16 protein-coding genes are annotated in these 20,663 nt (G+C 72.7%); 3 read left to right on the top strand and 13 right to left on the bottom strand.

What is annotated here, in order from left to right; genetic code table 11:
• Positions 1 to 138: 138 nt before the first annotated feature.
• The 5 genes from AB0J10_RS12245 to AB0J10_RS12225 are packed head-to-tail and all read right to left on the bottom strand — an operon-like array spanning position 139 to position 8,950.
• Positions 139 to 4,272 (bottom strand): SAV_2336 N-terminal domain-related protein, encoded by a 4,134-nt coding sequence (locus AB0J10_RS12245; protein WP_363060566.1) that lies wholly within the window; start codon positions 4,270 to 4,272, stop codon positions 139 to 141.
• A gap of 4 nt (positions 4,273 to 4,276) precedes the next feature.
• A complete protein-coding gene (locus AB0J10_RS12240) occupies positions 4,277 to 5,263 on the bottom strand; it encodes a MoxR family ATPase (protein WP_363060564.1) in 987 nt (328 codons plus the stop codon).
• Entirely contained in the window at positions 5,260 to 7,428 is a 2,169-nt protein-coding gene (locus AB0J10_RS12235; RefSeq protein ID WP_363060562.1) for a trypsin-like peptidase domain-containing protein, read from the bottom strand. The genes AB0J10_RS12240 and AB0J10_RS12235 overlap by 4 nt, the downstream gene beginning before the upstream one ends.
• A 3-nt stretch (positions 7,429 to 7,431) precedes the next feature.
• Positions 7,432 to 7,827 (bottom strand): CU044_2847 family protein, encoded by a 396-nt coding sequence (locus AB0J10_RS12230; protein WP_363060560.1) that lies wholly within the window; start codon positions 7,825 to 7,827, stop codon positions 7,432 to 7,434.
• Positions 7,828 to 7,873: 46 nt separating this feature from the next.
• Positions 7,874 to 8,950 (bottom strand): ADP-ribosylglycohydrolase family protein, encoded by a 1,077-nt coding sequence (locus AB0J10_RS12225; protein ID WP_363060558.1) that lies wholly within the window; start codon positions 8,948 to 8,950, stop codon positions 7,874 to 7,876.
• Positions 8,951 to 9,362: 412 nt separating this feature from the next.
• Between AB0J10_RS12225 and AB0J10_RS12220 the strand changes: the two genes are divergently transcribed.
• Both AB0J10_RS12220 and AB0J10_RS12215 read left to right on the top strand, forming a co-directional pair.
• Positions 9,363 to 10,496, top strand: coding sequence for a glycerate kinase (locus tag AB0J10_RS12220; protein ID WP_363060556.1), 1,134 nt, complete (start codon positions 9,363 to 9,365; stop codon positions 10,494 to 10,496).
• Positions 10,497 to 10,861: 365 nt separating this feature from the next.
• Positions 10,862 to 11,674 (top strand): SAM-dependent methyltransferase, encoded by an 813-nt coding sequence (locus AB0J10_RS12215; RefSeq protein ID WP_363060939.1) that lies wholly within the window; start codon positions 10,862 to 10,864, stop codon positions 11,672 to 11,674.
• A gap of 157 nt (positions 11,675 to 11,831) precedes the next feature.
• Here AB0J10_RS12215 and AB0J10_RS12210 read toward each other — a convergent pair whose 3' ends face one another.
• Positions 11,832 to 12,734 (bottom strand): helix-turn-helix transcriptional regulator, encoded by a 903-nt coding sequence (locus tag AB0J10_RS12210; RefSeq protein WP_363060554.1) that lies wholly within the window; start codon positions 12,732 to 12,734, stop codon positions 11,832 to 11,834.
• Between the two features lie 92 nt (positions 12,735 to 12,826).
• Complete coding sequence (locus AB0J10_RS12205; protein WP_363060552.1) at positions 12,827 to 13,060, bottom strand: DUF397 domain-containing protein; 234 nt, start codon at positions 13,058 to 13,060, stop codon at positions 12,827 to 12,829.
• 167 nt (positions 13,061 to 13,227) lie between these two features.
• On the opposite strand from AB0J10_RS12205, the gene AB0J10_RS12200 reads away from it, so the two are divergent.
• A complete protein-coding gene (locus AB0J10_RS12200; RefSeq protein WP_363060550.1) occupies positions 13,228 to 13,773 on the top strand; it encodes an ATP-binding protein in 546 nt (181 codons plus the stop codon).
• A gap of 365 nt (positions 13,774 to 14,138) precedes the next feature.
• On the opposite strand, the gene pssA is transcribed toward AB0J10_RS12200, so the two are convergent.
• From pssA to AB0J10_RS12170, 6 genes are all read right to left on the bottom strand, one after another.
• On the bottom strand, positions 14,139 to 15,014 hold the full coding sequence (pssA, locus tag AB0J10_RS12195; protein WP_363060548.1) for a CDP-diacylglycerol--serine O-phosphatidyltransferase: 876 nt from the start codon (positions 15,012 to 15,014) through the stop codon (positions 14,139 to 14,141).
• Positions 15,001 to 15,648 carry a phosphatidylserine decarboxylase gene (locus AB0J10_RS12190; protein ID WP_269727529.1) on the bottom strand — a complete coding sequence of 216 codons (648 nt, stop codon included), beginning with the start codon at positions 15,646 to 15,648 and terminating at the stop codon, positions 15,001 to 15,003. Before AB0J10_RS12190 ends, pssA begins: the two co-directional genes overlap by 14 nt.
• A gap of 183 nt (positions 15,649 to 15,831) precedes the next feature.
• Complete coding sequence (locus tag AB0J10_RS12185) at positions 15,832 to 17,037, bottom strand: acyl-CoA dehydrogenase family protein (protein WP_363060545.1); 1,206 nt, start codon at positions 17,035 to 17,037, stop codon at positions 15,832 to 15,834.
• Positions 17,038 to 17,039: 2 nt separating this feature from the next.
• Positions 17,040 to 17,564 (bottom strand): MaoC family dehydratase, encoded by a 525-nt coding sequence (locus AB0J10_RS12180; RefSeq protein ID WP_363060937.1) that lies wholly within the window; start codon positions 17,562 to 17,564, stop codon positions 17,040 to 17,042.
• Between the two features lie 5 nt (positions 17,565 to 17,569).
• On the bottom strand, positions 17,570 to 18,535 hold the full coding sequence (locus tag AB0J10_RS12175) for a CoA ester lyase (RefSeq protein WP_283295232.1): 966 nt from the start codon (positions 18,533 to 18,535) through the stop codon (positions 17,570 to 17,572).
• The gene (locus tag AB0J10_RS12170) at positions 18,532 to 20,544 is read right to left on the bottom strand and encodes a protein meaA (RefSeq protein ID WP_363060542.1); all 2,013 of its coding nucleotides are present in this window, start codon (positions 20,542 to 20,544) and stop codon (positions 18,532 to 18,534) included. Before AB0J10_RS12170 ends, AB0J10_RS12175 begins: the two co-directional genes overlap by 4 nt.
• Between the last annotated feature and the right edge of the window lie 119 nt (positions 20,545 to 20,663).

The following is a 20,663-nucleotide window of genomic DNA, read 5'->3' as shown; positions in this document are numbered from 1 at the left end:
GCCGCCACGGGCGAACGGCGGTGTCCGTGCACGAGCGGGCGGCGTGCGGGGCCTCGGGCACGGACGGCCCCGGGCAACGTGCCCGGGGAGGGGGAGGTCACGCGGGACACGCTCCCGGTGACCCGTTTCCTGGACGGCCTAGGAACGGCTCCCCGGCGGCTCGGGCGGGGTCCTCCCACCACGCGCCCGCTGCCGCGCCGACGCGCTGTCGCGTACGGCCGCCACGGTGTCGGCATGGCCGGCGCCCAAGGTGCGGGTCCAGCCCGCCGCCAGCGTCCCGTACAGCTCCGCGGCCTCCTCCCACCGCTCCAACCGGGCGGCCGTGTGGGCCAGTTCGCGCAGGGTGACGAGGGTGTCGGCGTGCAGTTCGCCCAGTTCCCCGGTGAGGGCGCGGTGGGTCTCGCGCGCCACCTTGTACGCCTCGGTGAGCCGGCCCAGCGACCCCAGCGTGGCGGCGACGCAGTGCCGGCACCGCATCGTGTCCTCGTGTGTCGGGCCCTGCACCCGCTCGCGCCTGGAGAGCACTTCGAGGTACAGCGTCAGTGCCTCGCTGTGGCGGCCCAGCAGCCCCAGCGCGCCGGCCGCCTGCTGACGGGCGTCCAGCGTGCCCCTGTGGTCGGGGCCGAGCACGCCGGCCCGGACGCGGGCGACGTGCCGGTACTCGTCGAGGGCCTCCGCGTTCCTGCCGAGTGCCAGCAGGGCGGAGGCGTGCTCGTGGCGGGAGTCCAGGGTGGCCTCGTGCCCGGCGCCCAGGGCCCCCTCCCGTGCCCTGAGGGCGTCACCGAGCATCCGCAGGGCGAGTTCGGCGCGCCCCTCCCGCAGCAGCGCCACCCCGTGGTCGTGCCGCTCGCCGTGGTCCCACTCGCGGGAGGGCCCGCCGCCGGCGCGCACCGGGGTGAAGGGCACGGGCGGGCCCGCGCCGTTGTGGAGCCGGGCACGGGGCGCGGCGAGTTCGACCGTGTACGAGGGGGCGAGCAGGTCCACGAGCGGGCTCCGCCCGGTGTGCTGTGCCACGAGGACGTGGACGCCCGGGCAGCCGCTGAGGACCCTGACCTCGTCGGCCAGGGCGAAGAACGACTCCTCGGCGCCGGCGATCCGGTCGAAGTCGTCGAGGACGACGAGCAGCCGGGGCAGGCCCGCCGACCTGGACGCCGTCCCTCGTCGCCGGCGCTCCTCGAGCAGCAGCCCTGTCAGCTCGCGCAGCCGCTCGGGGCGGCCGCCGACGGTGTCGCACCACACCACGTGCGGCAGCGCCGCGAGACGCGAGCCGGGCAGGGCTCCGTCGCGGCCCGCGCAGACGACTGTGAGGGTCTCCGGCGCGCAGGACTCGGCGAGCCCCTGCACGATGCCGGTGAGCAGGTCCCGGCGCTCGGCGTCCGCCCCGCCCCGCACCAGGCCGTGCGGTCCGAGGCCGCCGTGCTCCGGACCGTTGACGTCGAGCTGGACCGGCCGCCCCGCGTCGTCCCGGCCGAGCGGGACGGCGGGGAGCGCGGGGAGCTCGGGGCGGCTCTCCGGGGCGAACGCCCACAGCAGCTCGTCCGCAGAGGGGCGGGCCGAGGGGTCCTGGGCGACGCAGTCGGCGAGCAGCGCGGACACCTCCGCGGGCACTCCCGGAACGGGCGGAACGGCCGCGCTGGAGAAGGACGTTCCCCACTGACCGGTCGCGGCCGCGAGGAGGAGCGATCCGACCGCGTACATGTCCGAGGCCCTGGTGGGCCCTTCCGGGGAGCCGGTGAGCTCGGGTGCCTCGTACTCGACCGGCTGGACGAACATCCGCCGGTGCGGGCTGTGCGTGCCGTCCACCGACGCGGTCATCCAGCCCGTGACGCGGACGTCGTCGCCCGCGATCAGGACCGAGCCGGGCAGCAGCGTGCCGTGCACCAGGTCCTCGCGGTGGGCCTTCGCCATGGCCGCGGCGAACTGCCGTCCCACGGAGAGGAACCGTCCGGGGGAGAGGGCGCCGTCACGGGCGCGGAGGGTGCGCAGGGAGTCGGCGGGCTCGCCGGTCACCGGGTCCGTCAGGCACTCGCCGGCCAACCAGCCCGTCCCGCTGCGGGTGCTCACCCCGAGCAGCCGCGGGGCGTGCGCGGCGCCGAGCCGGATCAGCGCCTCGGCCTCGGTGGTCAGCAGGCCGACGGCCGTGTCCCGGTCCAGCGACTCGGGGACCCGGAGCAGGACGTGCGAGGCGTGGTTGCCCGCCGTGCCGAGGAAGACGCCGATCCGGGGCCAACCGCCGAGTCTGCGGGCGACGAGCCGGTACGGGCCGGCGGTACGCGGTTCCTCCGCGGGGTGTCGCGACACCCAGGCACTACCGGGCCGGTCCACGAACGGCGGCATGGGGGAGGACGGCGCCTTCGCGGCACTCGGCGCTCCCGGCGCCCGGGGCGTCGCCTCCGCCCGTGCCGCCGGCCCCGCTTGTGGAGCCCGTCCCCCGTGCGCCGGAGTCCCGGCGCTTGCACCGTTCGCCTCCCGGGCCTCCGGCGGGTCCGCGGTGGGAGGGGCGGGATCCCTGCGGACCGCGTCCGCGAGAACCGGCTCCGTGCCGGCGGGCTCCGTGCGGGCCGGATCCCCGCGGACCGGCTCCGTGCCGGCGGGCTCCGTGTCGGCCGACACCGTGCCGGACGGCGCCGGCATGCCCAGCCGTCGCAGCAGTCTCGCGTCCACCCAGCCGAACGGCAGCGCGCTCCCGGCCACCGTGTCCCGGCCCGAGGGATGCGGCAGCCATGCCGGGAATCCGGCGGTCCCGTCGACGAGTTCGGCCATGCGCAGGGTGACGGCGTGGGTGGTGCGCACCAGTTCCGAGGGCGGGACCGTGTCCAGCAGGATGCGCCGGGTGTCCTCGGCGAAGTCGAACCCGCGGTGCTGCGGCAGCAGATCCCGCTCCGGCCCGTCGGCCCCGCGCATCAGCCCGCCGAGGAAGACCTCCGCCAGATGGCCCGTGTCGACGTCGGGCCCCAGCGCGTCCTGGACCAGCCGCATCACCGGAACCGACACCGGTGCCACCGCCGCAAGATGCGCCGCCAGCCGGTACGCCTGGGGGGACGATGCGTTCCGGAACCTCAGCAAACCGTCGCCGCCGCCCGTGCGCGTCGCGGCGTAGGCACGAGCCGGGGCGCGCGGTGCCAGCAGCGGAAGCACCACCGAGGTCCCGGAAGAGCCGACGAGCCGCGCCCAGGCCCCCACCGAATCGGGATCCGGAGCCAGCACCGGCACGGGAACCCCGGTGTACGGGGCGAGTTCGGGCGGCAGCACCGGGTCGGTGACCCTCCATGTGCGGTTCGCCGCGCCGCGCCGCAGGGTGGTCACCCGCCATGGTTCGGCGCGGATTCCCGAGCCGTCCCAGAGCCGATGCGGCAGGGCGTGGAGTACGGCCGTCGGGCCGAGCGCGGCCGCCCGTTCCAGCGCGCGGTGCATCCGGCCGTCCCGCCAGGCCGGCCCCACACCGTCGCTGACGACGAGGAGCAGGGTGTGCCCGCAGGGGTCCGCGACCGCGGTGAGCGGGAACGGCGCGGGGTCCTCGGCGAAGGGACGGTGGCCCAGCGCCGGGGCGCCGGGGCTCCTGCTGTCGAGCGAGTACACCCGGACGTCGCGGAACGCGCCGCTCCGCTCAAGCAGCCGCCGGGTCTCGGCCGCGAGACGCTGCCACAGCAGCATCGACACCCCGTCGTCGACGACCAGGGCCAGGTCGAGCCAGCGGGTCCGGGCGGGACGCAGCACCACGTCCGGCAGCCCGGTCTCGGCCATTGCGGCCACCGTGGCCGGCTCGTCCAGCTCATGGGCCCGTCCGTCCGGGCGCAGCTGCTTCAGGGGCCGGAGCGCCCGGCCCAGACGCAGCTCCGCGGAGGCCAGCGCCCGGGCCTCCGGGGCACGCACCGGCACGGCGGGACGCGGTGCCACCGGTGTGGAGGGGGCCGGGCCGCCCGGGCGGGTGTTCCGGGCGTCCGGCGCCCCGTGCAGGCCGGTGCCCGGGGGCGGGCCCGCCGGGCGGCCGGGACGGGGGCCGCCTCCCGCGCCGGGGGAGACGGCCGGCCCGGCCTCCGGCGGTCCGGCGGGCGACGTCCCGCGGGAGTGCGCGGCCCCGCCGGGCACCCCGTTCCCGCTGTCGTCGGGGGGAGTCACCGGCGGCTGCGGCGCGGAGCAGGCCGCGGCGGCGCCGAGCGTCGACGACGCGCCGGGAGGCAGCCGCTTCGCCAGCCACAACGCGTCCAGCAGCTCCTCGTGGGCCAGCTCGATCCCGCCGTCCCCGAAGACCCGCCGCAGCTCCCGCCACACCCGGCTACACCGTCCCGCCGAGCCGGTGCAGTACGGCGTCCAGCAGCCCGTCGGCATCCAGGTCGACCCCGCCCCTGCGCAGGAACACCGCGTTCAGCAGCTGGTCGGTTGCCAGCTCTCCGCGCCCCCGCCGCGCCAGGAACGCGTGCAGCAGCTCGTCCGCGCCGTCCGGCGCGGCCGCGTCGCCCAGATGGGCGCGGACGATCTCCACCAGCCGCTCCTCGTCCGGTTCGGGCAGGTCCAGCCGGACGCAGCGGCGCAGGAACGCGGGCGGGAAGTCCCGCTCGCCGTTGCTGGTGATGACGACGACGGGGAACTCGGAGCAGCGCACCCGGCCACGCACCACCTCGGTCCGTGTCCGGGGATCGGCGGTCAGCACCTCGACGGCGGCCTGCTCCTCGGGCAGCCGCGCGAGTTCCGGAATCTCGAACTCTCCCTCCTCGAAGACGCCGAGCAGATCGTTCGGCAGATCCACGTCGCCCTTGTCGAGCTCGTCGACGAGCAGCACCCGGGGCCGGGGGCCGGGAACGAGCGCCGTGCCCAGCGGCCCGAGGCGCACGTAGGAGCCGATGTCCGGCTCACCGGCGCCCTCACCGCGGTCGCGGCGCAGACTGGTCTCGCGCAGCCGGCCGATCGCGTCGTAGCGGTAGAGGGCGTCCTGGAGCGTGGCCCGGCTGTTGACGTGCCAGCTCAGCACCCGGCCGAGCCTCAGCTCGTGGGCGACGGCGTACGCGAGTGACGACTTGCCGGTTCCGGGGCGGCCCGTCACCAGCAGCGGCCGGCGCAGATGCAGCGCGGCGTTGACGACGTCGGCCTCGGCGTCGCCGATCAGGTACGGCAGCGGGCGCGGCGCGCCGGTGTCCCGCGGGTCCCCGGCCGCGCCGTCGAAGCGCCGCCACGGCGGAGGCTCGGGGAACGCCACCTCCCGGTCCCGGCCGTCGCCCCGGAACAGCCGCCAGCCGTCCCCCACCTCACCGTGACGCCCTGTCATCGGATGTCCGCTCCTTCCGCGGGGTCCAGCAGTTCGAGCCCGCCGGGCAGCGGGAGTTCGGTGTCCTCCCACACCAGCGAAGGACGTGCGCCGCCGGGGGACGGGGCGCCGTAACGCTCCGCCCGGAAGTGCCGTACGCGTTCGGGGAGCTGGTGCAGCGGGCCGGCGGGCGTGACCGCGTCGAGGCGGTGGGCGTGCTCGTGCCCCTCCGCCTGCCGGTCCCACAGCACCACGGGCACGCCAACGGCCAGGCACAGCTGGACCAGTCGCTCGCGGTCCCCGGGCGGGCCGTGCACCACGACCTGGGCGGTGTCCCGGTGGGTGCTGGCGAGCAGCGCGTACACCCGTTCGGGAGAGGAGGTCCGCTCGTCCACTACCAGCGGACCGGCACACCCGCTCTCCCAGCGCCGCCGCAGTTCGGCCTCGCGCCGCGGGGCGCGGGCGCTCACCTCGGGGCACCGCATGGCGACCCGGTAGGTCACTCCCAGCGGCACCCCTCGCAGGAAGTCGAACGGGCTGCCCGCGTCCCACTCGTCCACGTCGAGTTCGAGGCCGTCCCGGCCGACGACGACGTCGATCTGCTCCACGGGAGGGCCGCCGTCCGCCGCGCGTTCCGCGGACTCGCGGATCAGCCGGCCGATCTCCGCGGGGCTCCGGGGCCGGTCCGCCGCGACGAGCCGGGCGGCCGTGCCGTCGCCGCGCACCTCCCACACGTCGCACCGGAACCGTCCCTCGTCGTCGGCCGGCGCACCGCTGAGTTCCGCGACGAGACGTACGACGGGGGAGGGGCGGTGCGCGGCCCAGGCTGCGGCGTCGCCCCGGCGCTGCGACAGCGCGGCCCGGTGCACGCCGAGTCGCCCGGCGACCCGGTCGGACCACGCGGTCAGCGCCCGGGAGGACCTGGGGGACGCACCGGCCGCCGCGTACTCGACCAGCTTCAGCAGGGCGGGGACCGGCGTGGTGCCGTCCGGGAGGGTGCCCCCGTCGCGGTAGGCCTCGAGTTCGGCCACGACCGGGTCGATGCCGTCCGCGGACAGCCGCGGCGCGGCAAGCGGCGCGGGCAGCGGTGTGTAGCGCAGGGCCTCCCGTGCGGCGCGCGGCAGCAGCGTCGCGTCGGCGGCCACCAGTTCCGTCAACTCGGCCACGAGGAGACGGTGTTCGTCCACCGACAGCAGCCGTGCCCCGGCCAGCTGGCCGGCGATCAGCAGCCGGTCCAGGCTGTCGCGGCCCGTCCCCGGCGAGGCCGCCGCAGCGAGCGACTCGCTGAGTGTCGCCAGCGCCCGCTCCTCGGTCGCCAGTACTGCCGCCAGCTCCTCCACGGACGGGGCGGAGTCCCCGGCCGGGGGCTCGTACCCCAGTTCCGCCGCGAGCGCCCGCGCATGCTGGGCCCGGCGTGCCGGATCGCCCAGGAGCCGCCACAGTTCGGCGGCCAGCGCGCCCGGCGCGGGGTCGTCACGACCCGTCCGGCGGTGCACCGCGCAGTCCTCCAGCACCTCCGCCGCGCCCGCCCGTCGCAACTCCTCCCGCACCGTCCGCCACGGCACCGCCCAGCTGCGGCGCACCGTGTCCTGGGCGCCCAGCGGACGCCCGCGCTCCGGCAGTACGTGCGCCACGACCAGTCCGACCACGGTCTCGTCGGACAACGACCACAGCGGACCGCCGCTGAACCCGGGGCCGATGGCCCCGCCGGACAATTCGCCGTCGAGATAGCCGACGGCGTCCTCCTGCAGCTTGACCCGGGTGTCCGCGAAGGTGATGGCGGCCCCGCCGCCGTGCCAGGCCCGCAGCTCCTGGCCCTCGGCCATGTCGCGCCAGACCACCGGACGCGGCCCGGGCGGGGCGGGCTCGGCCAGTTCGAGGACCGCCAGGTCTCCCCGCCACACCGTCGTGGACGCGGCCGGCCGCGGCGGCACCCACACCGAGACCCTGGCCGCCCGGTGCTGGGGGCCGCGGTCCCCCGGGCCGTGCAGGGCGACGGTCAGTTCGGCCGCCTCGGGCGGCCCGCTCTCATAGGGGTCCCGCCCGAGCGCGTCGTTCACCACATGCGCGCAGGTCAGCACCCGGTGCGGGGACAGCAGTGCGGCTCCGCCCGCAGCCGTGCGCCCGTCGGCGTACAGCACCGAGAGGCGGGTGGCCGGGGCGGTCGGCCGTGTGAACCAGCCCATGGATCAGTTCTGCCGCTCCCCGGGCTGCCAGGTGGCCGACACGGTCATGGTGGCCTTGCCGTTCGCCCCGACGATGCCCAGCTTGAGGTCCTGGCCGATTTCCACCCCGAACGCGACCGTGATCTCGGACGGTGGGTTGCCGGCCCCCGCCACCGCGGAGTGGATCTCGTCCAGCAGCGGGCCCATGGGGCGCAGCGCCGTCCGCAGCGCCTCGGCCGCACGGGCCGCCGCCCGTCCCTCCCCGCCGCCGCGGGCCACGGGAACCACGGTGCCGAAACCCTCCGGGAGATCACCGGATCCGGCGGGCCCCGGGGGCACGGCCAGTGCCTCACCGGCCCCGGACAGCTCCATCCGCACCTGCGAACCATCAGTCAGTGCAACATCCATGTACTCGGGCACGCGGCCATTCTCCCGGTCGGCGCGGACGCGGGGAGGTATTTTCCGGTCAGGCTGCGGCCAAACGAGCGGTTCGGTCCGCCAGTTCACCGATTCGTGTGCCGTCGAAGCCGAACACGGCGCTGCGCACGCGGTCCTCGAGCGGCCGGGTCCACTGCGGCGGAATGCCGGCGGCGCCGCACAGCACCCCGGCCACCGATCCCGCCGTCGCCCCGTTGGAGTCGGTGTCCAGCCCGCCGCGCACGGTCAGTGCGACGGTGGAGGTGAAGTCCCCCTCGCCGTACAGCAGTCCGGCCGTGATGACACCGGCGTTCGGGACGGCGTGGATCCAGCCGAGGCGGCCGGTCTCCCTGCCGAGTTCGTCGAGCGCCGCCGACCAGGGCACGCCGGCGTCGTACAGTGCCGTCGTACGGCGGACGGCACGGGCGAACCTGCTGCTCGCCGGGATCCTGGTGAGGGCCGACTCGATCGCCTCCCGGGCATCGGCGGCCGTGAACGCCGCGGCGATCAGCGCGGCCGCCCACATCGCCCCGTACACCCCGTTGCCCGTGTGGGACAGCACCGCGTCCCGGCGGGCGAGCGACGCGGCCCGCACCGGGTCGCCGGGGCTCGTCCAGCCGAAGACGTCGGCGCGGATCAGCGCGCCGATCCACTCCTGGTACGGGTTGTCGTACGTGGCCGTCAGCGGCGGCTTCAGCCCGGCGGTGAGATTGCGGTACGCGGCCCGCTCGGCCGTGAAGGTCTGCAGGAACGGCAGGCGCAGCAGCCACAGTTCGCCGACCTGCTCGGTCGTGAACGAGAAACCGTGGGTCTCCAGCAGATGCAGGCCGAGGATCGCGTAGTCCACGTCGTCGTCCCGGCAGCTGCCGTGGATCCGGCCGCGGACGCACGCGGGCCACTCGGGGCGCAGCTCGAAGTCGGCGGCCGTGCCGGGAGGCGGTTCGGGGAGGTAGTCCGTGAGCGGCAGCGCGCCGGTGGCCCGCAGATAGCGGTCGATCCGGTCACGCGTCCAGTAGTCGCCGCGCTCGACGGGCTTGCCGAGCATGTTCCCCGCGATGCGGCCCAGCCAGCCCCCGAGGATCCGGTCGGCGGTCGTCGGGCACTGGGGCGTGGCTGGATGCGTCATGACTCGGGTGTACCGCGTCGCGGCCCGGCAACCGGGGAGGCCCGTCCGGAGGGCGTCGGGCGGCACCGGTCCCGAAGGGCGCAGGGGGCGAACCGGCCCGGCACCCTTCGACGAAGTGGCCGCAGCCGGCCGCACGAGCACGGGGGCTCCTCCCGGCCCGGTGCACCGCTGCTCGGCCGCGCCGAGGCCGGCTGCGGCGGCTCCCCGAGGCAGGTCCTGCCCTCATCGCCGACGCCCGGTGCTCCCGGGGCTCAGGGGGGTTCCAGGGGTTCCCGGGAGCTCCAGGCATCACCCTGCTCCCGCTGCGTCGCAGGCCGGGGGCCATATGGGCCGGATTCGGTCCGCTTTCAAAAAGGGGCGGCTGCGGATAGGGTCGGGTCGGCGCGACTGCCTGTTCGAAAGCAAGGGATTGATGGTGGCGGACGGAGCAGTTACTGCCGCGCGGGTGCTCGTGGCGGCGGACAAGTTCAAGGGCTCGCTCACGGCCGTGCAGGTCGCGGAGCGGGTGACCGCCGGACTCCGGCGCGTCGTCCCGGACCTCGCGGTGGAGACCCTGCCGGTCGCCGACGGCGGCGACGGCACGGTGGCCGCGGCCGTGGCGGCCGGGTTCGAACGCCGCCAGGTCGAGGTGACCGGCCCGCTCGGCCGGCCCGTGACGGCGGCGTACGCCCTGCGCGGCACCACCGCTGTGGTGGAGATGGCCGAGGCGTCCGGACTCCAGCACCTCCCCGACGGTGTCTTCGCGCCGCTCACGGCGACCACGTACGGCTCCGGCGAGCTGCTGCGCGCCGCCCTCGACGCGGGTGCGCGGACGATCGTCTTCGGCGTCGGTGGCAGCGCCACCACCGACGGCGGTGCGGGGATGCTGGCCGCGCTCGGTGCGCGCTTCCTGGACGCGGACGGCGAGCCCGTCGGCCCCGGCGGGGGTGCGCTGATCGACGTGGCGACCGCGGATCTGTCCGGGCTGGACGCCCGCTTCGAGGACGTGGAACTGGTGCTCGCCAGCGATGTCGACAACCCGCTGACCGGGCCCAAGGGGGCGCCCGCCGTCTTCGGCCCGCAGAAGGGCGCGTCGCCGGAGGACGTCGCCGTCCTGGACGCGGCGCTCGCCCACTACGCGTCGCTCCTGGGTCCCGGGCAGGCCGAACGGCCCGGCGCCGGCGCGGCCGGCGGCATCGGGTACGGCGCGCTGGTCGCCCTGGGGGCGGGCTTCCGGCCGGGTATCGAGGTGATGCTCGACATCCTCGGATTCGCCGACGCGCTGTCCCGGGCGACCCTGGTCGTCACCGGCGAGGGCTCCCTCGACGAGCAGACCCTGCACGGCAAGGCCCCGGCCGGTGTCGCCGCGGCAGCCCGCGCGAAGGGCATCGACGTCGTCGCGGTCTGCGGCCGGCTCGCCCTCGAACGGGACGCGCTCGCCGGCGCGGGCATCCGACGTGCCTACGCACTCCTGGAGCTGGAGCCCGATCCTGCGGCCTGCATGGCCCAGGCCGGTCCGCTGCTGGAGCGGGTCGCGGAGTCGGTCGCGAGGGACTTCCTCTCCTGACCGCCTCCTGACGGCGGGTCCGCGCTCCCGGGCCTGAGCCCCCCCGGACGTCCCCCGGGGGGCTCCCCAGCGGCGCGGACAGGAGGTCTCGCGGGCCTACGGAACCGCGCGGGGGATCGCCGGGCGGTCCTGGGGCGGGAGCGGGGGTTCCGGGTTCGGCAGGCGTTCCGGCGGCGTCGCGGGTCGCGGGTCGCGAGGGAGGGTTGGGGGGAAGGCCCTGCGGATGCCGGGGAGCGCGCGACGAATGGCCGAAAGACGGCCCTTGGGGCGCCGGGCTGTTCGCCCGACCTGTACCCACTCCCCACCGCTCCCTAGCATGTGCGTCCTACCCGACCCGATTTCCCATGGACGCGAATGAGGACTGGATGCAGAACGAGTCGTGGAGCCCTGACGCCATCGACACCAAGGTGCCCAGTGTGGCGCGCATGTACGACTTCTTCCTTGGGGGCGACGACAACTACCAGTCCGACCGCGACGCCTGCGAGCAGTTGCTGAAGCAGGTGCCCAGCACCAAGGTGCTCGCCGTCAACAACCGCCGCTTCCTGCAGCGCGTCGTCCGTACCCTCGCCGAGGACTACGGCATACGGCAGTTCGTCGACCACGGCTCCGGTCTGCCGACCCAGAACAACGTCCACCAGGTGGCCCAGGCCGTCGACCCGGAGTCGAGGGTGGTGTACGTCGACAACGACCCGATCGTGCTGGCCCATGGCCGGGCCCTGCTGGAGGAGAACGACCGCACCGCGGTCATCCAGGCCGACATGAGGGACACCGACGGTATCCTCGGGCACGCGGAGACCACCCGGCTGATCGACTTCGGCAAGCCGGTCGCCGCCCTGTTCGTGTCGGTGATGCACTGCATACCGGACGAGGACGATCCGGCGGGTCTCGTCCGCCGGGTCGCCGAACGTCTCGTGCCCGGGAGCTTCCTGGTGGTCTGTCAGCTCGTCAGCGACCGTCCGGAGATCCGGAGGTTCGTCACGGACTTCATGGCCGAGGCAACCGGCGGGCACTGGGGCCGCGTCCGCGAGGAGCACGAGGTGACGGAGTACTTCAGCGGGCTCCAGATCCTGGAGCCGGGTCTGGTCGAGGTCTCGACCTGGCGGCCGGACACCGAACTCGCGCGGGTGCAGCAGACCGACGAATGGATCGAGTGGGGCGGCGTCGGCCGGTTGGTCTGACGCCCCTCGGACACCGCGGGCGGCCCCGGGCCGGAGGGCGGATCCGACGGCCCGCCCGCCACGCACGGGCGTGGACTCGCCGGGTCGCCGGACCCGGCACCGGGGTGTCCCCGTCCCCGTCCCCCGGCCGAAGACGGAGAGAACCCGGTGCCGGGCACTACAGCCGGGACAGCCTCTCCTCGATGAGGGCCAGCGAGTTCCTCGGGGTGAGCGCGCAGGCGCCGAGCCGGTCCAGCATGTCCCGGTACTGCTCCACGACCTGGGGCTTCTGGCTGAACGTGCTGTCGGTCAGGTGCTCGATGTAGACGGCGTCCTTCAGGTCGCTGAGCGCGAAGCGCAGATAGGTCACTCCCGTGCCGACCCCGACCGAGGCCGTCACGTCCAGCGGGGCGATCTGCAGGGTGATCCTGGGCTCCCGCATCATCGCGATCAGGTGCTCGAGCTGCGCGCGCATCACCTTCGGCCCGCCGACCGTGCGCATCAGCACGGACTCGTCGATCACCGCCCACAGCCGGGGCGCGTCCGGCTGGTCGAGCTGGCGCTGCCGTTCCTGCCGCAGCTCGACCCGGCGGTGCACGTCGTGGGCGTAGAGCCGCGCGGGCCCGGACTCGACGACCGCGCGGGCGTAGGCGGAGGTCTGCAACAAACCGGGCACGTAGAAGGGTTCGTACGTGCGGATGGTGGCCGCAGCGCCCTCCAGGGCGACCAGCGGGGCGAAGAAGTCCGACAGCACGTCGCTGTAGCTGCGCCACCAGTCGCTGCGCCGTGACTGCTCCACGAGCCGCAGGAACTCGGCGACGCTCTCCTCCCCGCTCACCCCGTAGAGCTCCAGCAGGGCGACGGCGTCGGCCGGCTTGCAGCCGTGCCGGCCCAGCTCGATGCGGCTGGTCTTGGAACGGGAGAAGCCGAGGCGGACGTCGACGGCGGAGGGGTCGAGCCCGGCGGCCGTGCGCAGTTCGCGCAGCTTGCCACCCAGGATCACCTTCAGGGCGGTCGGGTTGCTCTCGACCGCTCCCAGTGGCCCGGCGAACAACGACGGGCTCGGTTCTGCTGCAGCCATCGTGCGCTCCTGCGGACTATTGAGAAGACGTCGACACTATCCCGTACATCCGTGTGTGAGCCACGGCGAACTGGACGGTGAGGTGCTTCATTTCAGCCAATCACGTCATCGAATTCACCGCCGCGCGCCCCTGCGACGAAGGCCTCCACCTCGTCCCGCGTGTAGACGAGGGCCGGCCCCTGCGGATCCCGGGAGTTGCGCACGGCGACCTGTCCGTCGGGGAGTGCTGCCAGCTCCACGCAGTTGCCGGTGGCATTGCTGTGGCTGCTCTTGATCCACCTCACCGACCTCAGCTCCCCCGCCGGCATGCCATTCATGAACTCCATGCCCAACAACCCCTCTTTGTTCGCACGTTCGTTCGCCCCGTATCTGGTCAGTGCAATCCCAGATGCAATTGCATTTCCGGGGCCGGCTCGACAATACTCGGTCAACACCGGCTGCCGCAGCGTCGAACACCCAGGCCTGCAGGGGGACATGACCAGTGACGATTCACGTGTCAACCATCTCCACCACGACGGCCGGGCACGGTGATCGGCGCGCAACAGAGCAGTTCGGCCCGAAACCGCTGCCCGAGAACCCTCGTGCCACACCCCGGGACGCCGTCCTGGAGGGGCTCCCGCCACTCGGTGGGTTCGCCGCCTGCGGGCTGGACGGCGGCCCGCGGAATCCGTGCCAGGCCCGGCGGTTCGTCGCCCACACCCTGCACTGCTGGGAACTGCCCGCCCTCGTGGAGGACATGTCGCTGGTCGTCAGCGAACTGGTGACCAACGCCGTCCGGCACGCGCTCGTCGCCGAACCGCAGGGGACACCGCCGGAGTACCCGCTGTGGCTGGGGCTCGTCCGTCATCCGGGACACGTCGTCTGCTCCCTCGCGGACCCCAGCTCGGACCCCCCCAGGCAGCGCGACGCCGACACCGCGGACGTCGACGGCCGCGGTCTCGAACTCATCGGTGCGCTGAGTGAGAGCTGGTCCTGGTCACTCACCGAACCCAGGGGCAAGACGGTGTGGGCGAGCCTGGCCCTGCCCGGCGGGGGCTGATCCCGACTGCTCCCGGGCCCGCGCCGCGCGACGACCCCGGCTCGACGGGAGCCGAGAGGTGCCGTCGTACCGCGCGTTCCCGGCGTCCCGCGCCCTCCGTCCCCGCGTCTTCGCCCGCTCCGGCGTCCCGCGCGCCCACCGTCCCTGCCCCTTCGCCCTCCCCGACCTCGCTCTCCGGGCGCGTGGCGAGTCGGTGCCGGGCGTCCTCCCTTGCGCCCGCGCCGGGTCCGGGGCGCCCCGGACTGCCCGTCGTCGTCCCGTCTCTCCGGGTCTCCGCGCACCGCCCACCACACAGCACACAGCACACAGCACAGGGCCCGGGGCGCATGCGCCCCGGGCCCTGTGCCACGCCCTTGGAGGAACCGCTACGGAAGCTGTGCCGAGGCCCGCGCCTCACGCCGGTTGTCCCGGAAGGTGTTCACCCGCCGCGCCGTCGCGAACAGCGGGATCGTCGCCGCCAGCACGATCTGCAGCGCACAGCCGGTCTGCAGCAGCAGCTGGCCGCCCGGCGCGTCGAACGCCCACGCCGCGAGCAGGCCCATCGCTCCCACGATCCAGCTGAGCATCGCGACCGCCAGCTTGCCCCGCGGCTTCGGGTACTCGACCCGGCTCACCATCAGCCAGGCCGCGCCGATGATCGCGAGCAGCGTGGGGATGAACGGCAGCTCGAGCAGCACGATCGACACGACCGTCAGCGCTCCGAAGGGGCTCGGCATGCCCTGGAACATGCCGTCCTTCATCGTCACGCACGAGAATCTGGCCAGACGCAGCACGACCGCCAGCAGCACCACGATCGCGGCCACCGCCGAGACCTTCTGGTGGGCGTCGTCGGCGACCATCCCGTAGACCAGGACGAAGTACGCCGGGGCCAGCCCGAAGCTGATCAGGTCCGAGAGGTTGTCCAGCTCCGCCCCCATGGGGCTGCTGCGCAGCTTGCGCGCCACGAGACCGTCGAACAGGTCGAAGACTGCTGCGCACAGCATGAGGATCACCGCGGTCGCGGCGGAGTGCCGCGCCATGCCGCTCTCACCGCTGCCGACGAGGTGCGGGATCAGGATTCCGGTGGTGGTGAAGTACACCGCCATGAAACCGCACGTGGCGTTACCGAGAGTGAGGGTGTCCGCTATCGACAGCCGCAGCGAGAGGGGCATCTCCTCCGCGTCGTCCGCCGTCCCCGAGCCGGGCTCGGTCCCGTCGGCGTCGGCCCAGCCGGCCTGTGTGTCGGGATCAATCACGGTCAATGCGAGTCACCCCCGCGGTCGTGACCTGGCCGACTTCGACCCCGGCCTCGACACCCTCCGGGAGGTAGATGTCGACGCGCGAGCCGAAGCGGATGAGGCCGATGCGCTCGCCCTGCTCGACCTTGGTGCCCTGCGGGACGTACGGAACGATGCGGCGCGCCACGGCGCCGGCGATCTGGATCATCTCGATGTCACCGAGTTCGGTGTCGAAGTGCCAGACGACGCGCTCGTTGTTCTCGCTCTCCTTGTTGAACGCCGGAACGAAACCGCCGGGCACGTGCTCGACGGAGGTGACCGTGCCGGCGAGCGGGGCACGGTTGACGTGGACGTTCAGCGGGCTCATGAAGATGGCGACACGGGTGCGCCCGTCCTTCCACGGCATGATGCTCTGCACCACGCCGTCGGCCGGGGAGATGACCCGTCCCTGGGCGATCTCGCGCTCGGGGTCGCGGAAGAACCACAGCATGCCCGCCGCGAGCGCGGTGGTGGGCACGGCGATGGCCGCGGCACGCCTCGACCGGCGCGCACGCGCCAGGCTGAGCGCCGCGGTCGCGACGGTCGGGAGGAGCCACGGCGATGCTCCGCGCGCGAGGCGGACGCGGCCGCGAGGTGCAGAGGTTTGGCTGTGGGGCATGGATGACCTTCGTAGCGGATGATGCCGCGCTGGGAACAAGGGGGACGGCGGCTTTCTGGCGATGTTATCGGTTACTGGCCGCAACTGGGAAAGCCAGAAGCCGAGTCGGTCGGCCGGAAGCCTTCGGCAAAGGCTGCCGGAATGTGATCTTCTTCGCGGCCGAACCGACTCAAAAGCCCCATTTCAGCCCTGGAGCCGGTATTCCTCGAGCAGTCGGCGCCCGATGATCATCTTCTGGATCTCGGCGGTACCCTCGCCGATCAGCAGCATCGGGGCCTCCCGGTAGAGGCGCTCGATCTCGTACTCCTTGGAGAAGCCGTAGCCGCCGTGGATCCGGAAGGCGTCCTCGACGACTTCCTTGCAGTACTCGGAGGCGAGGTACTTCGCCATCCCGGCCTCCAGGTCGTTTCGCTCCCCGGAGTCCTTTTTGCGGGCCGCGTTGACCATCATCGCATGGGCGGCCTCGACCTTGGTAGCCATCTCCGCGAGCTTGAACTGGATGGCCTGGTGCTGGGCGATCGGCTTGCCGAAGGTGTGACGTTGCTGGGCGTACCCGACACCCAGCTCGAAGGCACGCTGAGCGACGCCGCAGCCACGTGCCGCCACATTGACGCGGCCGACCTCGACTCCGTCCATCATTTGGTAAAACCCCCGGCCGGTGGTGCCGCCGAGGACGCGATTGGCCGGAATGCGCAGTCCGTCCATGATGAGCTCGGTCGTGTCGACGCCCTTGTAGCCCATCTTGTCGATCTTCCCGGGGATGGTGAGGCCGGGGCGCACCTCCCCGAAGCCGGGCTCCTTCTCGACGAGGAAGGTCGTCATCGACCTGTGCGGGGCCGTGCCCTCCGGGTGTCCTTCGTCACTCCGGACCAGAACGGCCACGAGCGTCGACGTGCCGCCGTTCGTCAGCCACATCTTCTGGCCGTTCAGGACGTACTCGTCGCCGTCCTTCACCGCCTTCGACGTGATGGCCGACACGTCCGAGCCGAGTCCCGGCTCGGACATGGAGAACGCGCCGCGCACCTCGCCGGCCGCCATCCGGGGCAGGAAGTGGTCCTTCTGCTCCTGGGTGCCGTGCTGCTTGAGCATGTACGCCACGATGAAGTGCGTGTTGATGATGCCCGAGACGGACATCCAGCCGCGGGCGATCTCCTCCACGCACAACGCGTATGTGAGGAGGGACTCGCCCAGGCCCCCGTACTCCTCGGGGATCATCAGGCCGAAGAGCCCCAGCTCCTTGAGCCCGTCGACGATCTGCTGCGGGTACTCGTCGCGGTGCTCCAGCTCCGTCGCGACCGGGATGATCTCCTTGTCGACGAAGTCGCGGACCGTCGAGAGGATCTCCTGCTGGACGTCGGTCAGACCGGCGGTCTGGGCGAGTCGGGCCATTTCTACTTCTCCGCCTTCTTCGAGGGCTCGATCAGCTCCGGGCGGCCGGGCTGCTCGCCGCCGCGCTCCTTGATGTACGTCTCGGTGGGGACCATCACCTTGCGGCGGAACACGCACACGAGCGTGCCGTCCTGCTTGTAGCCCTTGGTCTCGACGTGGACGATCCCGCGGTCGTTCTTCGACCTGGACGGGGTCTTGTCGAGGACGGTCGTCTCGCCGTAGATCGTGTCGCCGTGGAAGGTCGGCGCCACGTGCCGCAGCGACTCGATCTCCAGGTTGGCGATGGCCTTGCCCGACACGTCCGGCACGGACATGCCGAGCAGCAGCGAGTAGATGTAGTTGCCCACGACGACGTTCTTCCCGAAGTCCGTCGTCTTCTCCGCATAGTTCGTGTCCATGTGGAGGGGGTGGTGGTTCATCGTCAGGAGGCAGAAGAGGTGGTCGTCGTACTCCGTGACCGTCTTCCCGGGCCAGTGCTTGTAGACCGCCCCGACCTCGAACTCCTCGTACGTGCGTCCGAACTGCATGGTGCTCACGCCTCCGGGGCTTCGAACTTCGAGGTACGGGTCATGCCGGCGGCACGGCCCTTGCCGGAGATGACCAGGGCCATCTTGCGGCTCGCCTCGTCGATCATCTCGTCGCCGAGCATCGCCGAGCCCTTCTTCCCGCCGGCCTCGGAGGTGTAGTACTCGTACGCGTCCAGGATCAGCTCGGCGTGGTCGTAGTCCTCCTGGGAGGGGGAGAAGATCTCGTTGGACGCCTCCACCTGGCCCGGGTGCAGCACCCATTTGCCGTCGAAGCCCAGAGCGGCGGCGCGCTGCGCGACCTCGCGGTATCCGTCGATGTTGCGGATCTGCAGGTAGGGGCCGTCGATCGCCTGCAGGTTGTTGGCCCGGGCGGCCATGAGGATCTTCATCAGGATGTAGTGGTAGGCGTCCGCCGGGTAGCCGGGCGGCTGCTCGCCGACGACCAGGGACTTCATGTTGATGGAGGCCATGAAGTCGGCCGGTCCGAAGATGATGGTCTCGACGCGCGGCGACGCCTGGGCGATCGCGTTGACGTTGTTGAGGCCCTGGGCGTTCTCGATCTGCGCCTCGATGCCGATCTTGCCGACCTCGAAGCCCATCGTCTTCTCGATCTGCGTCAGCAGCAGGTCGAGGGCGACGACCTGCTGGGCGTCCTGGACCTTCGGCAGCATGATGCAGTCGAGGTTCTGGCCGGCGCCCTCGACGACCGTGACGACGTCCCGGTAGGTCCACTGGGTCGTCCAGTCGTTCACCCGCACGACGCGGGTCTTGCCCGTCCAGTCGCCCTCGTTGAGGAACTTGACGATGGTGTGCCGGGCCTCCGGCTTGGCGAGCGGGGCACAGGCGTCCTCGAGGTCCAGGAAGACCTGGTCGGCAGGCAGCCCCTGGGCCTTCTCCAGGAAGCGCGGGTTCGAACCGGGCACCGCGAGGCAGGAGCGGCGCGGGCGCAGCCGGTTGACGGGGCTTGTCATGCGGGGACCTCCAGGGGGTCGAGCTTGTTCGCTTGGCGGATCTCGTCGACGATACGGCCGATGATCTCCGTGATGCCGAAGTCCTTCGGGGTGAAGACGGCGGCCACACCCGCACGCCTCAGCTCCTCGGCGTCGCCGTTCGGGATGATGCCGCCGACGACCACCGGGATGTCGCCGGCGCCCGCCTCACGCAGACGCTCCAGCACGTCCGGCACGAGCTCGGCGTGCGAGCCGGACAGGATCGAAAGGCCCACGCAGTGCACGTCCTCGGCGAGGGCGGCGCCGACGATCTGCTCGGGCGTGAGCCGGATGCCCTGGTAGACCACCTCGAAGCCCGCGTCGCGCGCGCGTACGGCGATCTGTTCCGCGCCGTTGGAGTGCCCGTCCAGGCCCGGCTTGCCGACCAGCAGCCGCAGCCGGCCGGAGCCGAGCTCGTCGGCGGTGCGGGACACCTTCTCGCGGACCAGGGCGAGCGGCGTACCCGCCTCGGCGGCGACGGCCACCGGGGCCGACGACACCCCGGTCGGGGCGCGGAACTCGCCGAAGACGTCCCGCAGCGCCCAGGCCCACTCGCCGGTGGTGACGCCGGCGCGGGCGCACTCGACCGTGGCGGCCATCAGGTTGGCGTCGCCCGCGGCCGCTGCCTTGAGCGCGGCCAGGGCGTCCTGGGCGCGGCTCTCGTCCCGGTTGTCGCGCCACTCGTGGAGCTTGGCAACGACCCGGGCCTCGTTCGCGGGGTCGACCGTCATGATCGCGGTGTCGAGATCCGCGGTGAGCGGGTTGGGCTCGGTCGTCTCGAAGACGTTGACGCCGACGATCTTCTCGTCGCCGGCCTCGATCCTGGCCCGCCGCTCGGCGTGCGAGGAGACCAGCTGCGACTTCAGGTAGCCGGACTCGACGGCAGCCATGGCGCCGCCCATCTCCTGGATGCGCTCGATCTCGGCGAGCGAGTCCGCCACGAGGGCGTCCACCTTGGCCTCGATCACGTGTGAGCCGGCGAAGATGTCCTCGTACTCCAGCAGGTCGCTCTCGTGGGCGAGGACCTGCTGGATGCGCAGCGACCACTGCTGGTCCCAGGGGCGGGGCAGGCCGAGGGCCTCGTTCCAGGCCGGGAGCTGGACCGCGCGGGCGCGGGCGTCCTTGGAGAGCGTCACGGCCAGCATTTCGAGGACGATGCGCTGGACGTTGTTCTCCGGCTGGGCCTCGGTCAGGCCGAGCGAGTTGACCTGGACACCGTAGCGGAAGCGCCGCTGCTTGGCGTTCTCGATGCCGTAGCGCTCGCTCGTGATCTTCTCCCAGATACGGCCGAAGGCGCGCATCTTGCACATCTCCTCGATGAAGCGGACGCCCGCGTTCACGAAGAAGGAGATCCGGGCGACGACATCGCCGAACTTCTCCTGCGGCACCTGTCCGGAGTCGCGCACCGCGTCCAGGACGGCTATCGCCGTGGACATCGCGTAGGCGATCTCCTGGACGGGTGTGGCCCCGGCCTCCTGCAGGTGGTAGCTGCAGATGTTGATCGGGTTCCACTTGGGGATGTTCGCCACCGTGTAGGTGATCATGTCGGTGGTCAGCCGCAGCGACGGACCGGGCGGGAAGACGTGCGTCCCGCGCGACAGGTACTCCTTGACGATGTCGTTCTGCGTCGTCCCCTGGAGCCTGGTGACGTCGGCGCCCTGCTCCTCCGCGACGACCTGGTAGAGCGCCAGCAGCCACATGGCGGTGGCGTTGATGGTCATCGAGGTGTTCATCTGCTCCAGGGGGATGTCCTGGAACAGCCGCCGCATGTCACCGAGGTGCGAGACCGGCACCCCGACCCGGCCGACCTCGCCGCGGGCGAGGACATGGTCGGGGTCGTAGCCGGTCTGCGTCGGCAGGTCGAACGCGACCGACAGACCGGTCTGGCCCTTGGCGAGGTTGCGCCGGTACAGCTCGTTGGACGCCTCGGCCGTGGAGTGACCGGCGTACGTGCGCATGAGCCACGGCCGGTCCTTCTGACGCTCTGTCATCTGATGGGCCTCTGACTCAGATGTTCCGGAAGCGGTTGATGGCGTCGAGGTGCTCGGCGCGCATCTCGTCGTCGCGCACGCCCAGGCCCTCCTCGGGTGCCAGGCAGAGCACGCCGACC

This window comes from Streptomyces sp. NPDC049887, assembly GCF_040656535.1.
In the GTDB taxonomy this organism is placed as follows: Bacteria; Actinomycetota; Actinomycetes; order Streptomycetales; family Streptomycetaceae; genus Streptomyces.
This window is presented reverse-complemented; position numbering and strand designations above follow the sequence as displayed.

Excerpts from the sequence above, each read along its gene's own strand:
- AB0J10_RS12240 (WP_363060564.1), bottom strand. The coding sequence starts at position 5,263 with ATGACAGGGCGTCACGGTGAGGTGGGGGACGGCTGGCGGCTGTTCCGG.
- AB0J10_RS12235 (WP_363060562.1), bottom strand. The coding sequence starts at position 7,428 with ATGGGCTGGTTCACACGGCCGACCGCCCCGGCCACCCGCCTCTCGGTG.
- AB0J10_RS12225 (WP_363060558.1), bottom strand. The coding sequence starts at position 8,950 with ATGACGCATCCAGCCACGCCCCAGTGCCCGACGACCGCCGACCGGATC.
- AB0J10_RS12220 (WP_363060556.1), top strand. The coding sequence starts at position 9,363 with ATGGTGGCGGACGGAGCAGTTACTGCCGCGCGGGTGCTCGTGGCGGCG.
- AB0J10_RS12215 (WP_363060939.1), top strand. The coding sequence starts at position 10,862 with ATGCAGAACGAGTCGTGGAGCCCTGACGCCATCGACACCAAGGTGCCC.
- AB0J10_RS12210 (WP_363060554.1), bottom strand. The coding sequence starts at position 12,734 with ATGGCTGCAGCAGAACCGAGCCCGTCGTTGTTCGCCGGGCCACTGGGA.
- AB0J10_RS12205 (WP_363060552.1), bottom strand. The coding sequence starts at position 13,060 with ATGGAGTTCATGAATGGCATGCCGGCGGGGGAGCTGAGGTCGGTGAGG.
- AB0J10_RS12190 (WP_269727529.1), bottom strand. The coding sequence starts at position 15,648 with ATGCCCCACAGCCAAACCTCTGCACCTCGCGGCCGCGTCCGCCTCGCG.
- AB0J10_RS12185 (WP_363060545.1), bottom strand. The coding sequence starts at position 17,037 with ATGGCCCGACTCGCCCAGACCGCCGGTCTGACCGACGTCCAGCAGGAG.
- AB0J10_RS12180 (WP_363060937.1), bottom strand. The coding sequence starts at position 17,564 with ATGCAGTTCGGACGCACGTACGAGGAGTTCGAGGTCGGGGCGGTCTAC.
- AB0J10_RS12175 (WP_283295232.1), bottom strand. The coding sequence starts at position 18,535 with ATGACAAGCCCCGTCAACCGGCTGCGCCCGCGCCGCTCCTGCCTCGCG.
- AB0J10_RS12170 (WP_363060542.1), bottom strand. The coding sequence starts at position 20,544 with ATGACAGAGCGTCAGAAGGACCGGCCGTGGCTCATGCGCACGTACGCC.